Source organism: Alphaproteobacteria bacterium, from assembly GCA_033762625.1.
Classification (GTDB): domain Bacteria; phylum Pseudomonadota; class Alphaproteobacteria; order UBA9219; family RGZA01; genus RGZA01.
In genome coordinates this window covers 1-13830 of record JANRLI010000017.1, presented here as the reverse complement: position 1 = coordinate 13830, position 13830 = coordinate 1, and the positions used below count along the sequence as shown (strand labels likewise).

Genomic DNA, 13830 nt, shown 5'->3' with positions numbered 1-13830 from the left:
TGGTGGAGATTATGAAACGCTATTTACATCAAGCGGTTGGGGCGGCCTTTCGGCTGCTTTCCCCCCGCCAGTTTAATGGGTTTAAAACCGGTATCCGATGCTCACTGCGCCAAACAGATCGGCGCTATCCTGTCCATAAAATTCAGGCGCGCGCCAATTCAACGTATAATTGATCTGGGCGTGCCCATACGTAAAGGCTACGCCAATATTTGCATCACCCACGATCGGCTTCTTGCCAACCGATGGGCTGTCTTCAAACGTATTACCATCAAGAAAAATATTTCGTCCCACTGCGCGGCCTTCAAAGCCTGCAAAGAGTGACCATGAAAATTCGCCTTCGGGTACAGAGAAATATCCATTCCCCGGCATGGCGGGACGAACACGCAGCGGTGGTGTTTGCCATTTATATTGTTTGGGAACCAGTTGAAACATTAATCCGCTATTCGCGTAGGTATAGATGTTTCCAAGTGTTGCGCCAATATATGGCGAAGCACGAAAATGCAAATCACCCATTTCTGCGGTATAGGCTTCCGGCCACAGATGCTCCCATGATGCCATCAGGCCAACTTCGGTGTTTAACTGGTGTCCCCAACCTTTGGGATATGCGGCGTTCAACAAGGTATGAACAAATTCCTGCGTTTCTTTGCCAAGGGAATAGGGGCCAACGATGCCAACCGTCAATTCCACATTATCTTGGTGATTATTGGTCACATTAGACATGCCCACCGAGCCATACAGAAATCCGGCATAGGGTCGGTCTTTAGGGTCCGGGGTCGTCAATGATAATTCGCGCGGCGTATATAAATTCTGACCCACGGAATAATAAACCGATGTTGTGTCATTTACCGGAAATACCGGAATAATAGTATCAAGAAAGCTGGCGATTGCGGGTGGATGATCACCGGTATCATACCAACTTATACGTATGCCGTTGGTATAGTTTCTATCTGCACCAGATGCGAGGGAGTCATTTTCAACGGTGAGTGTTAAAAATTCATCGCGCGGTTTATCTTCAACATGCTTCTTGAATTGTTTTTGTAATGTTTCCTTCTTTGGCGGCTCGCCCCCCGCATTATCGATTGTCTGCGCATGTGCTACGGCAATGCAGGATGACAAGCATAAAGAAAGAATAAATGTGGAAACAAATTTCACGCGCATAAATCCCGGTTAAAACCTGCAAGCCTTATCCGTTGGGTTGATGCGTGTCGCATACCAAAAACGCATAAGTATTTGGTATGGTTTAATTGCACGTATTGCTGATTGTTTCGATCGATACTTGCTTTGTGCATGAATCATATACCTTGGCCGTGACCAACGTACCGCCTGGGCAAACTGTGCTGGTTTTCAAGATGGTGCTCTTGATACATCCTGCGGGTACGCAGTTGTTTTGGTAGAGCGTTTCGGTGGAAGTTCCTGCGCCATTATTGCTGCCATCGCATACCCTAACACGGCGAACGGTGATGATACCCCCATTATTCGGTTGGGGGCATGGCTTGGTCGTCAACACATCGGATGGCTTGCAGGTATAGGTTGTGCCGCCGCCCGGTGGTGCAGCTACACAGGTGTTGCTGGTAACGGTTGAAGTCGTGCTGCCTGCACCGTTATTGCTGCCATCGCACACGCGTGAGGTCACGGTGGTGATGCTGCCCGTTTGTCCCGATGGGCACGGCGTTGTGTTGGTATTGGTTGATGGAGTGCAGCCCGTCGTCCCGCCGCCAATCGGGCAGTTCTGGCGGGTGGTATCAATCGTATCACGGCCTGCGCCATTGTTCGAACCATCGCAAATGTGACGTCTAATTGTCGTGATGGTGCCCAGTGGATTGGTTGGGCAGGTTACCGTTTGTGTGTTGGTGGTTGCGGTACAGCCAGTCGTGCCGCCGCCAATCGGGCAGTTCTGGCGGGTCTGCGTAATTGTGTCGCGACCTAAACCGCCATTGCTGCCATCACAAATATGCGCCGTGATGGTGGAGATGGTGCCCAGCGGATTGGTTGGGCAGGTTTGCGTACTGGTGTTGCTTGATGCAACGCAGCCTGTTGTACCGCCGGTTGCGCAGTTGCGGCGTGTTACAATAATCTGGTCACGGCCTGCGCCATTATTTGTGCCATCGCAGATGTGATTGGTTACCGTGGTGATGGTACCCGCCGGATTGGTTGGGCAGGTTTGTGTCTGCGTATTGGTGCTTGGCGTGCAACCTGTCGTGCCGCCGCCAATCGGGCAGTTCTGACGGGTGGTGTTAACGCTGTCGCGACCTGCGCCATTATTGGAACCATCACAGATATGCGTCGTCACGGTGGTGATCGTGCCCGCCGGATTGGTTGGGCAAGTTACCGTTTGTGTACGGGTGCTTGCGGTGCAACCGGTTGTGCCGCCGGTGATACCACCACAGGTTTGGCTGACAACTTGTGCTTCAATCTGCTTGGTGCACGAGTTGAAAACGTCACGGTAAGTGATGGATCCTGATGCACCATTCGGGCAAGGCTTAGTATATTCGCGCAGCTTACTTGTCTGACAGGTTGCTGCGGGCTTTATATCGGCAGTTGTCTTGGCGCTGGTGGTTTCTTGGGTTGTAGTCGCCGTAACATCCATCGATACTTCTTGGGTCTTAGCTTGCGCTGTTACTGCTTCATCGTCGCTGGCGCTGGTTGTCACCCATTTGGTGCCGGCGCACTGCATATGGAAGTTCAAGAATGCGTCATCCTGACCTGAACACGCATATTGCGCAGTGTATGATTTTGAAGGACGCGAGTTATCTGGTAAAACCGCAGAAATATCATCGCGGTTCATCGGCAGCTTTAACACGGGATAGAACCCGTCTTCGCTTTGGTTATTTGCAAGCACAAATCCAGACTCTGCCGATTTTGAAACAGGTTCAGCAATTAAATGCGTGTGGTCAGCTGAATCAACAAGGCCCTTGAATACCCATCCGCTTTCACATGATGTTTGCGGGGTTGGAACATCGCCAACCACCATCGGACGCGGCAAGCAGCATCCAGCCAAATGGACACCGCTTACAGGGCGCGTCAAAAACGCAGCCCATTCTTCAGATGTCTTTAACGGAATAAACAGCGAGCTGCCGGAATTATTATCAACGTATTTGCATATATTGTGCACAAAAATTGGTGACTTGCTGATTTCATCAGATGAATCAAGGCGTACACCATTAAATCCTGCTTCAAGTATAGCATCATTGCTGTCACTTACAGGGCATTGCACGAAGCTATCAGTATTGGTGCGCAGGCTATGGTCAATCGTGCATTGACCGGATGGTTGTTGCGCATGTAATGGAAGAGCAAATGCGGCTAAGAAATACAAAAGCGCTAATGCAGCTATGTTTTTTGAAAACAGTTTCATGGCATCTCTCTTCACAAAGACATTTGAATGCAGTGGTTACTTCCGCGAATGAATGCACGTCAAAAACGGCAGTATCACTTTTCGATGTGGAAGTAGCCTGGAAAAATCAATGCGCATAAAAACCATATAAAAAAGCCGGGCGCAAGCCCGGCCTTTTGTTAATAAAATGCTTAATGCCATAAGCATTAATTTTTAAATTGCTTATTCGCCTTAGTAGGTTGGTTTTACTTGGCTTCTGGACTTCCTACGATTTATGAGCAGTGCCATCTCTATGCCTTATTTATTCACCGATCGGAAAACGCAATGTGTACTGCCTCAACCCAGTCTTATTTGCTTGAATAGTTTGTTTGATGGTATGGCCTTCAAGCTCTGCTGTTACGGTATATCGGCCTGGGCTCAAGTCTGCGAGCAGGATTGGGCCATCCGTGGTCGTGTTGATGATGCGGTTTTGGTATTTGTCATCAATCGTCACGTTGATTGAATCCAGATAAATTCCGCCAATTCCTACAAAGGTAATCTTCACGGAATAGTGATGTTGGATATAATTTATCTGTGCTTCGCTTTGATCGCTTACGCCTCCTGTTACAATTTCAGGATTCATTTTGGTTGGCAAATCTTGCGGATAAGTTTTTGCATAAGTCGGGCTCGCCATGAATGGGCAAGCGCTAATTAAAACGAATACAGCTATCCGTAATGCACGAAGTGTCATAAGGGGCTCCTCTTTATTATGGGATGCCGCCGTTTAAATTGTCTTTTGTCAGCGGCTTTACTTCAACGCAGCTGATGAATATAGCACTCAGTTGCGTCTAAGTCAGGTGGGATTTTCCGAAGTGTCGGCTAGTGCACGCTGCACTTGCCCGTACGCAGTCTTAAGTCCAGCAAGTAATGGCGCTTTTTGTGTTAATGTCTGCCCACTTGCAAGCTCGGCTTCAAAGCTTAACGTGGCCAGTTCTTCTGCGCCAAGATTGAATGCAATACCTTTTAATGCATGGGCAGCGTTTCGCCATTGCACAGGGTTGTTGCTTTTAAGGCTGCTTTCTAAATCATCAATGCAATTCCGATAACAATTATGAAAATTCACAATCAGTTGCTGTTCCATAGCCTTGTCATGATCAATGATGTCACGAAGATTTCGTAAATCCAGTACGCTACCCATGATGCGCTTTCCTACTATCTGGTATGCAATGTGACGTAATGGTCGATTGCAGTTTGAATTTTGTTCTTGCTGTAAGGCTTTGCGATAAAACCCTTCACGTTGTTTTGCCGTGCAGCCTGAATGTCCTTGAGAAGCGGGCTGCCGGTTATATAAACAATATGACTGTGCGGATCTGATTTTTTCAGCACAGATGCAATATCATGCCCTGAAAAATCCGGCAGATTAATATCCAGCAATACAATATCAGGAGCATGGGTTGCATATAGTTCCATTGCTTCTACCGCGTTCTTGGCGACGTAGCAGCTATAGACGGACTCACGCGACAGTAAGTCATGCAATAATTTTCGCGAAAAATCCTGATCTTCAACAATCAGTATGGTGATGCCGAATGATTCCAGACCTTTTTTGGATGAGCGCTCACGGATAGCGCAGACAAGCTTGGTTTGCTGTTTTTCATCAAAGCCAAGCGATGCATCCGCGTCCAGTTGTTCGAATGAATGGTTTTGTGTTGTCATAAACACATTATGCAACAAGAAAAAAAAAGTTTGCTTAAATCGCTGCATACTCGGAAATGCAGCAAAGTATCAAAATATCCATCAACTTTTTTTAACGTCGGTGAATATCTATTTTTCTCAGGATGTAAGCTGTGACCCAAGATTTCAATCCGATTGGTACCACAACCACGGTGCCGAGATGTGACGAACAGTTGCTTATCTATACGCATGAGCTGGAAGAGCAGCACCATGCCTTAAGCGAAGCCAAGGAACAGGCAGAAAAGGCTAATAAGGCAAAATCGGAATTCCTTGCCAATATGAGTCATGAAATACGTACACCGCTAAATGGTATTATCGGTATAGCCAGCTTGCTGCGTGACACACCGCTTACGCCAGAACAGAAAGGCTGGGTGGACATCATCTGCAAATCAAGCGATGTGCTGCTTGGCCTTGTGAACGACATTCTTGATGTATCGAAAATTGAAGCCGGGCAATTGGTTCTGGAATCCCTGCCCTTTAATCTTGGGACAGCCATTACGGATGTGACGGACAACTTCGCGCACCTTGCGAAAGAGAAAGGGCTGGCGGTGTATGTGGAGCAGGGGGAATTAAGCCCGCTTTATCTTGGTGATGTCACACGTATCCGTCAGGTGCTGTTCAATATGCTGGGTAATGCACTTAAATTTACACATCAAGGCTATATTTCGCTGCATATTCGGGAAGAAAAGCTTACAGGCGGGTTGGCGCGCATCTGCTTTAAATTGCAAGATACCGGTATTGGTATTCCTGCAAATAAATGTGCACAGATTTTCGAAAAGTTCACGCAGGCAAATGAATCCATTACGCGCCAATATGGGGGCACGGGCCTTGGGCTATCGATTTGCCGCAGTTTGATTGAATTAATGGGCGGATCCATACAGGTAGAAAGTGTTTTGAATTCTGGATCGTGTTTTACGTTTGATATCTATTTGCGTTGTGTTGAGCAGGATATTCAAACGCCTATTCCCCAAACGCTTCCAGTAACGCAGTATAAAAATAAACGTGCACTTGTCGTTGATGATATTGAAGTGAACCTTATTCTGCTTAAAACGATTTTGGCTAAGAATGGTTTTGACGTCGTTGTGGCACATAACGGGGTGGAGGCGTGCGAGATTACCCAAACCCAATCCTTCGACATTATCTTTATGGATTGCCATATGCCGCTGATGGATGGGTATGTCGCGGCAGCACAGATTCGCAAACAACTGGCAGCATCAGAATCAATCTACACACCTATCATTGCGCTGACCGCAGATGCAATGAAGGATAACCGCGACCGCTGCCATAATGCGGGTATGGATGATTTCATAACAAAGCCAATAACTAAGGAACAATTACTGACATCACTCAGTAAATGGCTTGGCGCAGCCAATACCCAGTAGTTGTTTAACCAGTAGATTTTTGCCATGGTTTGGGCTTAGATGATTGCTCATTAAAAAACGCGGCGCAATACCGTGACCGTTATCCCACCCTGAAATACTCCTTATCGAGATAGGTGTTCCTTATGAAACGTGATTTACTCTTCCGCACACTTGCCGTAACGGGTCTCTTGACCTTGGCATTGGGTGCAGTGCCAGCCACCGCAGGCTTTTCTTCCCAAGAAGTTGTTGGCAGCAAATATGACAACAAGGTTCAAACCAAAGACGGCAGCTGCGTTCGTACCAAGTGGCAAACCGGAAATGATGCCTGTGGCACTAAGAAAGAAGCGCCACCCCCGCCCCCTGTTGTGTATGAAGCACCGCCTCCACCGCCACGCCCGGTTGTAAAAGCGCCGCCCCCGCCACCAGCGCCGGTTGTTCGTACCGTGATTAAGGAAGATGCCCGCACCATTTATTTTGACTCAGGAAAATCCGTTATTACCCCGGGTGGTCAAAAGAAGCTTGATACCCTGGCAGCAACCTTGAAAGGTGCCAAGGACATCCAGCGCGTTGAAATCGTAGGATATGCCGACCCCATGGGCTCAACCGCGTCCAATCAGGCATTATCAGAACGCCGCGCAGCAGCAGTTCAGAAATACCTGAATGACCATGATTATATGAATACATCGATAGCAAAGGTGAAAGCTGTTGGCGAAAGCCAGGCATCGGCCAATTGCGATACGAAGATGAAGCGCACCAAGAAAATTGGTTGCTTGGTCACCGACCGCAAGGTTCAAGTGGAAGTGGTTTATGTAACCGAGACCGTTCACTAAACCTGAACCAACTTAAAATAAAAGCGGTGGCGCTTTAAAGCTCCACCGCTTTTTTTATGCTGATGTAAGATTGAACTTAATCAACTACATTGTAGCCACGGCCAACCATGCATTTCTTCACGATATTGCCGCGTGCATTTTGGGTGTCGATGGCACTCTTGCCAAGACCGCCTGCTGCACCAACACCAGCGCCAATACCCGCACCGGCCCAATCGCCTGTCACGCCGCCAATCAATGCGCCAAGGCCAGCGCCCACAGCGGTATTGGTTGCGGTTTCACCGCTTGCATAATCTTTTTGTTTGGCCAAAGCCTGGCACGCTGCCAGATCTTTTTCATAATTCGGACCCGGGCGATCAACGATCGGGCGGGTATCCGCACCAGAATTAGCGCATGCCGCCATTACAAGGAGGAGGGGAATAGCAAGAAAGTTGGGTTTCATAAGGAGCGCTCCTAAAGAGTGTTTATTAACACCTATGACACTAACCCATGCGTTAACAAATGCAAGTCATCACAAAGGATTATCAAGCGGTCGTTCATGCAGACAAAAAAAAGGGCGGGGAAAACCCCGCCCTTTATATTTGTTCAGCTAGCTAATTACTTAGCGCCCTTACGGAACTTCTTAGCTTTGATGTAGTTTACTTCAACTTCAACCTTACGGTCTGGGCTGAGGCAAGCTACGAGTTCATTGTGTTCCATCTTGCCATTGCACTTAGCTGATGGCTTGGTCTTGCCAACCCAACGGGTCTTGGTCACGCTTGCATTGGTGTAGCCGTTAGCTGCCAAGTAGTCTTTAACAGTCAGCGCGCGCTTCTTTGACAAAGCTTGGTTGTAGCTTTGTGAACCGATACGGTCAGCATAACCAACGATTGAAACGCTTTGGATTTCTTTGTCTGACTTCAAGATGGTCAACAGGCTGTCGAGCTTAGCCTGAGCTGCTTCGGTCAGTGTTGAGTCGTTGAAGTTGAAGTACACGGTACGATCTTCAAGAGCGATTTCGCGGCGAACGCCTTCGCAAACACCGTCATTGCCTTCCCAGCGGGTGACAACGCAGTTGCCGTTGGTGCTACGCACCGCATTACCACGAGCGTCCCGTACAACGAGAACATTCTGGGTCACATGCGCATCAGCAGCAACGCTTGTAAGTGAAATAACAGAAGCGATAACTAGACCGCCGATAAAAGCATAACGGGAAAGCATTTTTTTCTCCTTTGTTTCCAAGTGCCTAGCCATCCATACGGCCTGCACTAATCTCTTGGGCTTTTAGTATAGGAACTTATCTCATAAGTAAAGGCTGCATCCGTGTTAAGAAAGTGCAGATTCCGAGGTGCATTCTATGCGCATAGCCTTAAAAAACCATGAGCAGAAAGTCTTGCAATCTATTGGTTTTTTTAGGTTATTTTCAATTTACTGTTTTTCATGCACTGCGCATTACCCCCTTTATTCACTTCGTTAACCCATGCAGTGTGGTGCTAAAACCTATCACCTGTAGCACTTTTGCATCACTATATCTTATCAACCAAAAAACCCTTATTAATCGGCCAAATCACTACCTATGGCCTGATATTCGATGAACCTCTCGGATTTTGATTTCCAGCTTCCTGAAAGCTCTATTGCCCAGCATCCGGCTGTTCCACGGGATAGCGCGCGCCTCCTATATATAGGCAAGCATCTGGAAGATAAGCGGATAACAGATCTTGTTGACCTTTGCCGCCCCGGTGATGTCTGGGTTTTGAATAACAGCAAGGTCATTCCGGCCCGATTATATGGAAGAAGGGGGGAGATGAAGGTTGAAATCCTTCTTCACAAACGCCTCACTCCAACTGATTGGGAAGTTTTCGCCCGCCCTTTAAAACGATTGCATCTGGGTGATGACATTATTTTTGCCGATGATTTTAAGGCACGTGTAATTGCTAAACACGAAAATGGTTTAGCAAGCATACAATTTGATGGCAGCGCGCAGCATATCATGGCGTCAATCATGCGTGATGGATTAATGCCACTGCCGCCCTACATCAAACGTAATGAAAAAGTTGCCGACGATGCAATCTGTTACCAAACAGTATATGCGCAACACGAAGGTTCGGTTGCTGCGCCAACCGCTGGCCTGCATTTCACTGATGAATTACTGAATAAGCTCAAGGAAAAAGGTGCCACAATTGTAACCGTCACCTTGCATGTGGGTGCAGGCACCTTTCAGCCCGTGAAGGTAGAAGATATCTCGCAGCATGTCATGCATTCCGAATGGGTTGAATTAACGCCCGAAGCTGCCGCGGCAATCAACACCGCAAAGGAAAAGGGCGGGCGCATTGTGGCGGTGGGTACAACATCTACCCGTGTTCTCGAAAGCGTTGCGGGAGAGGATGGCCGTGTGAAACCATGGCAGGGCGATACATCCATCTTCATTACCCCAGGCTATCGTTTTAAAATTGTTGATGCGCTGATGACTAATTTCCATCTGCCAAAATCAACCTTGTTCATGTTGGTTTCTGCCTTTGCAGGAACACAAGCCATGCATGCGGCATATCAACATGCTATTGAAAACGGCTACCGCTTTTACTCCTACGGCGATGCCTGTTTTATCGAAAGTAAAGCCATATAGATTAATTGGCTTAAAGTTATTATAGTCGTATTTTTTAACAAATGATTGATATGACAACGACCCAAAAATCCAATCTGAAATCTTCGCCCAAAGTCGGCATCGTAAGCCTTGGTTGTCCAAAGGCGTTGGTGGATAGCGAGCGCATTTTGACCCAGCTGCGCAGCGAAGGGTATGAGATTTCAGGTACGTATGCGGGCGCGGATGTGGTTCTGGTTAATACCTGCGGATTTATTGATAGCGCGCGCGATGAGTCCTTGAATGCAATTGGCGAAGCGTTAAACGAAAACGGTAAGGTGATTGTCACGGGGTGTTTGGGCGCGGAACCCGAAGTCATTCTTAAAAAATTCCCCAAAGTTATGCATGTGACTGGCCCTGCGCAATACGAAGCGGTGGTGAATGCGGTGCATGAAGTTGTGCCCCCCAGCCATGACCCCTATATAGATTTATTGCCGCCGCAGGGCATTAAACTAACGCCCCGTCATTATGCTTACTTGAAAATTTCCGAAGGCTGCAATAACCGTTGCAGCTTCTGCATCATTCCCGCACTGCGTGGCGATCTGGTTAGCCGCAATATTACTGATGTGATGCATGAAGCTGAACGCCTTGCCAAAGCAGGCGTGAAAGAATTATTGGTGATTTCCCAAGACACCAGCGCGTATGGCATAGATATCAAATATGCCGAAGGTAAATGGCGCGATAAAACATGGCGCACGCAGTTTGTGGATTTGGCAAAGGCGCTTGGCGAACTCGGCATCTGGGTGCGTATGCATTACGTTTATCCATACCCCCACGTGAATGAAGTGATGCCATTAATGGCGGAACGTAAAATTCTTCCCTATCTTGATATTCCATTCCAGCATGCAAGCCCGAAGGTGCTCAAGGCGATGTGCCGTCCCGCGAACCAGGAAAAAACACTGGAACGAATTAAGGAATGGCGCGCAGCATGCCCTGATTTAGTGCTACGTTCCACGTTCATCGTGGGTTTTCCCGGTGAAACCGATGAAGATTTCGAAGTGTTGCTGAACTGGCTGCAAGAAGCGCAGCTCGACCGTGTGGGTTGCTTTAAATACGAACCGGTAAAGGGCGCAGTTGCCAATGATTTGGAAGGCGCTGTTCCTGAAGAAGTAAAAGAAGAACGCTGGCACCGTTTCATGCAAACCCAGCAGGCAATTAGTACGCAGCGTTTGAAGCGCTTCGTTGGTCAAACGGTAGATGTATTGATTGATGAAATTGATGGCAAGAAAGCATCCCAAAAAATTGGTGTGGGCCGTTCATACGCCGATGCGCCGGAAATTGATGGCCGCGTCTATGTATCCGCAATCGGTGATGCCAAGGCAGGCGATATGATAAAAGTCGCCATTAGCAAAACCGATGAATACGATCTGCACGGCAAGCGCACAGGATAGCGTTATTTTCCTGAATTCATATCTTGCTGGAGAATATCTTCAAGTTCTTTGCGTTTCTGGCGCGCGAATAAAATCAGCTTCTCTTCATCGTCAAAAAACGCGAATGATTTTTTCAGCGTTGCAAAATCATGCTTCTTGAACAGCGTTGCTTTGGCTTTCATTTCATCGTTGTCATGGCCAAGATACACCATAATATCGCTTGCCATATTCAGCGCTGAGTCAAACAATTCGCGCTTGAAATAATCAACGCCAAGCTTGTTGAGATTATAGGCGTGGCGGCGGTTACGTGCCCGCGCAAAAATCGCTACGTTCGGGAAGTCACGCTTGGCAATCGTCGCAATTTCCATGCAGCTTGCTTCATCGTCCACCGCGATAATCAAAATCTTGGCGTCCTGCAAACCGGCGCTACGCAAAATATCGATGCGCGCGGCATCGCCGTAATAGCCTTTAAATCCGAATTTGCGCAGCTGTTCGATTTGGTCGGCATCTTTTTCTAGTACAGTTACCTTAACGCCCTGCGCCAACAGAAAACGTGAAATAATCTGACCAAATCGTCCAAATCCTGCGACGATGATCTGTGATTTTTTATCAATCGTATCGTAGGTCGCCTCGGGTAATACGCTCATATACAACGGCACAACATATTTGCTGTAAATCATCATCAGAAATGGCGTTGCCACCATCGAAAGCGTAACAACTAGGTTCAGAAAGTGTACATGCGCCTCACTAACAAGTGATAATCCGCCGATGAATTGGAACAGCACGAATGCAAATTCCCCGCCTTGCGCCAGTGCAAAGGCAAATCCTGAATCATGTTCCGGTGACAAGCCGAACAACTTGCCTAGGATATACAGGATTAATCCCTTTACGGTGATAAGCAGTAATGCGCAGCCGATAATGGTTGCGGGCTCGCTGGCGAGCATGCTGAAATCAATCCCCATCCCGATGGAAATAAAGAAAAGACCAAGCAGCAATCCTTTAAATGGCTGAATATCGGTTTCAATGGTGTGGCGGTATTCGGAATTGGCTAGAACCACACCGGCAATAAACGCGCCAAGCGCGGGCGATACGCCCAGCATATTCATCAATAATGTCACGCCAATCACAAGCGCAAGGGAGGTGGCCGTGAATAATTCACGCAGGTTAGTCCGTGCGATAACGCGGAAAAAACTCCGTGAAAACTTACGTCCAGCTGTAACCATCAGGCCGATGATAGCCACAATAATTAGCGCGCGGGCCCATGCCGGATATCCTTGCAGCCACTCGGGCGATGATGTAAGCGCGTCCGGCACATGTGCAGCCAGAAAAGGCAATGCAACCAAAATCGGAATAACGGCAATATCCTGAAACAGCAGTACAGCAAATGAACTTTCTCCCATAGCGGTCTGCATCAATTTCTTTTCCTGCAAGATTTGCAGAACAATCGCGGTTGATGAAAGCGACAGTGCCATGCTCACCGCAAGGCTAACTTTCCAGTCATGCCCCAGTGCCATGCCAATCGCTGTGAAGGCGCCGGTTGTCAAAATAACCTGCAATCCGCCAAGGCCAATAATCGCTTTACGTAAACGCCACAGGATGGATGGTTCCAACTCAAGCCCGATAAGGAATAACATCATCACCACACCGAATTCGGCAAAGTGGGAGATGTTTTCCGTATCGGTAATCAGGCTCAGCGCAAACGGGCCGATTAAAATACCAGCAAGAATGTAACCAAGCACGGAACCGAGTTTGAAACGGCTCGACAGTGGAACAGCAATACATGCCGCAGCAAGAAACACAAAAATATTTGCAAGCGCCGAATTTTCCATAACTGATTTTTCGCATGTTGGGATAGGAACGTCTATTAAATTATAATGTGAATATTTATGCACAGTTGTGCGGTGCATAATTTCAATCGTGAACGATTGACGATTAAACCCCAATATGCTTCATAAGAAGCTTAAGCCCACCACTGAAATGGAGAAAAAACGATGAGCATATTTACAGAATTCAAACAATTTGCGATGCGCGGCAACGTAATTGAACTGGCAGTGGGTGTGATTATTGGCTCAGCCTTTACCAGCATTGTTGATTCAGTGGTAAAAGATCTTATCAATCCAGTTATCGGGCTCTTGATTGGGGGGATCGATTTTTCCAATATGTTCGTCACCATTAAACCCGCAGCGGAAGGCGCAACCTATGCTACGCTCAAAGCTGCGCAGGATGCAGGCGCGGTTACGGTTAATTATGGATTGTTCATCAATTCATCCATCAAATTCCTGATTGTTGCGTTTGTTGTGTTTATGCTGGTTAAGTCACTTAACAAATTGCTTAAGCCAACACCGGGTGTGCCTGTTGCACCATCCCGTCAGGAAGTATTGCTCGAAGAAATTCGCGATGCGATTAGAAAGAAATAACCTAAAATTTTAGCGATCGTTAAACTTGTCTTAAGGCCCCTTATCGTAAGCTACTGGCTCACATAAGGGGTTTTTCTTGGTTGATGCTATTTCGTCATCACTCGCTGGTTTAAACGCAGCTTCTTCGCGCTTGGCTACCGCGGCTGACCGCATTTCAAAAGCAGGCCTTACAACCAACACCACCGCATCTCAGCAAA

The 13830-nt window shown here is 47.5% G+C and carries 13 protein-coding genes; 5 read left to right on the top strand and 8 right to left on the bottom strand.

The window, feature by feature from the left end; all coding sequences use genetic code 11:
• Positions 1–81 precede the first annotated feature (81 nt).
• The 5 genes from SFW65_08430 to SFW65_08410 all read right to left on the bottom strand — a co-directional run bounded on the left by SFW65_08430 (position 82) and on the right by SFW65_08410 (position 5023).
• Positions 82–1152 (bottom strand): lipid A deacylase LpxR family protein, encoded by a 1071-nt coding sequence (locus SFW65_08430; protein MDX1923138.1) that lies wholly within the window; start codon positions 1150–1152, stop codon positions 82–84.
• 88 nt (positions 1153–1240) lie between these two features.
• The gene (locus SFW65_08425) at positions 1241–3352 is read right to left on the bottom strand and encodes a hypothetical protein (protein ID MDX1923137.1); all 2112 of its coding nucleotides are present in this window, start codon (positions 3350–3352) and stop codon (positions 1241–1243) included.
• 280 nt (positions 3353–3632) lie between these two features.
• Entirely contained in the window at positions 3633–4061 is a 429-nt protein-coding gene (locus tag SFW65_08420) for a hypothetical protein (protein MDX1923136.1), read from the bottom strand.
• Positions 4062–4163: 102 nt separating this feature from the next.
• Positions 4164–4508 carry an Hpt domain-containing protein gene (locus SFW65_08415; GenBank protein ID MDX1923135.1) on the bottom strand — a complete coding sequence of 115 codons (345 nt, stop codon included), beginning with the start codon at positions 4506–4508 and terminating at the stop codon, positions 4164–4166.
• 14 nt (positions 4509–4522) lie between these two features.
• Complete coding sequence (locus SFW65_08410; GenBank protein ID MDX1923134.1) at positions 4523–5023, bottom strand: response regulator; 501 nt, start codon at positions 5021–5023, stop codon at positions 4523–4525.
• Positions 5024–5154: 131 nt separating this feature from the next.
• On the opposite strand from SFW65_08410, the gene SFW65_08405 reads away from it, so the two are divergent.
• On the top strand, positions 5155–6423 hold the full coding sequence (locus SFW65_08405) for an ATP-binding protein (GenBank protein MDX1923133.1): 1269 nt from the start codon (positions 5155–5157) through the stop codon (positions 6421–6423).
• Positions 6424–6545: 122 nt separating this feature from the next.
• Complete coding sequence (locus SFW65_08400; protein ID MDX1923132.1) at positions 6546–7232, top strand: OmpA family protein; 687 nt, start codon at positions 6546–6548, stop codon at positions 7230–7232.
• Between the two features lie 76 nt (positions 7233–7308).
• On the opposite strand, the gene SFW65_08395 is transcribed toward SFW65_08400, so the two are convergent.
• Both SFW65_08395 and SFW65_08390 read right to left on the bottom strand, forming a co-directional pair.
• Positions 7309–7671, bottom strand: coding sequence for a glycine zipper family protein (locus tag SFW65_08395; GenBank protein ID MDX1923131.1), 363 nt, complete (start codon positions 7669–7671; stop codon positions 7309–7311).
• A 155-nt stretch (positions 7672–7826) separates the two neighbouring features.
• Positions 7827–8429, bottom strand: coding sequence for an OmpA family protein (locus tag SFW65_08390; GenBank protein MDX1923130.1), 603 nt, complete (start codon positions 8427–8429; stop codon positions 7827–7829).
• Positions 8430–8799: 370 nt separating this feature from the next.
• Between SFW65_08390 and queA the strand changes: the two genes are divergently transcribed.
• Positions 8800–9831, top strand: coding sequence for a tRNA preQ1(34) S-adenosylmethionine ribosyltransferase-isomerase QueA (gene queA, locus SFW65_08385; GenBank protein ID MDX1923129.1), 1032 nt, complete (start codon positions 8800–8802; stop codon positions 9829–9831).
• A 50-nt stretch (positions 9832–9881) separates the two neighbouring features.
• Complete coding sequence (rimO, locus tag SFW65_08380; GenBank protein MDX1923128.1) at positions 9882–11237, top strand: 30S ribosomal protein S12 methylthiotransferase RimO; 1356 nt, start codon at positions 9882–9884, stop codon at positions 11235–11237.
• Between the two features lie 2 nt (positions 11238–11239).
• Here the strand turns inward: rimO and SFW65_08375 are convergent, their stop codons facing one another.
• Positions 11240–13045 carry a monovalent cation:proton antiporter-2 (CPA2) family protein gene (locus tag SFW65_08375; GenBank protein MDX1923127.1) on the bottom strand — a complete coding sequence of 602 codons (1806 nt, stop codon included), beginning with the start codon at positions 13043–13045 and terminating at the stop codon, positions 11240–11242.
• A 162-nt stretch (positions 13046–13207) separates the two neighbouring features.
• On the opposite strand from SFW65_08375, the gene mscL reads away from it, so the two are divergent.
• Positions 13208–13633: a large conductance mechanosensitive channel protein MscL gene (gene mscL / locus SFW65_08370; GenBank protein ID MDX1923126.1), complete on the top strand. Its 426-nt coding sequence runs from the start codon at positions 13208–13210 to the stop codon at positions 13631–13633.
• The last annotated feature ends 197 nt before the right edge of the window (positions 13634–13830 follow it).

Excerpts from the sequence above, each read along its gene's own strand:
- SFW65_08425 (MDX1923137.1), bottom strand. The coding sequence starts at position 3,352 with ATGAAACTGTTTTCAAAAAACATAGCTGCATTAGCGCTTTTGTATTTC.
- SFW65_08375 (MDX1923127.1), bottom strand. The coding sequence starts at position 13,045 with ATGGAAAATTCGGCGCTTGCAAATATTTTTGTGTTTCTTGCTGCGGCA.
- SFW65_08395 (MDX1923131.1), bottom strand. The coding sequence starts at position 7,671 with ATGAAACCCAACTTTCTTGCTATTCCCCTCCTCCTTGTAATGGCGGCA.
- SFW65_08420 (MDX1923136.1), bottom strand. The coding sequence starts at position 4,061 with ATGACACTTCGTGCATTACGGATAGCTGTATTCGTTTTAATTAGCGCT.
- SFW65_08410 (MDX1923134.1), bottom strand. The coding sequence starts at position 5,023 with ATGACAACACAAAACCATTCATTCGAACAACTGGACGCGGATGCATCG.
- SFW65_08390 (MDX1923130.1), bottom strand. The coding sequence starts at position 8,429 with ATGCTTTCCCGTTATGCTTTTATCGGCGGTCTAGTTATCGCTTCTGTT.
- SFW65_08400 (MDX1923132.1), top strand. The coding sequence starts at position 6,546 with ATGAAACGTGATTTACTCTTCCGCACACTTGCCGTAACGGGTCTCTTG.
- rimO (MDX1923128.1), top strand. The coding sequence starts at position 9,882 with ATGACAACGACCCAAAAATCCAATCTGAAATCTTCGCCCAAAGTCGGC.
- queA (MDX1923129.1), top strand. The coding sequence starts at position 8,800 with ATGAACCTCTCGGATTTTGATTTCCAGCTTCCTGAAAGCTCTATTGCC.
- mscL (MDX1923126.1), top strand. The coding sequence starts at position 13,208 with ATGAGCATATTTACAGAATTCAAACAATTTGCGATGCGCGGCAACGTA.
- SFW65_08415 (MDX1923135.1), bottom strand. The coding sequence starts at position 4,508 with ATGGGTAGCGTACTGGATTTACGAAATCTTCGTGACATCATTGATCAT.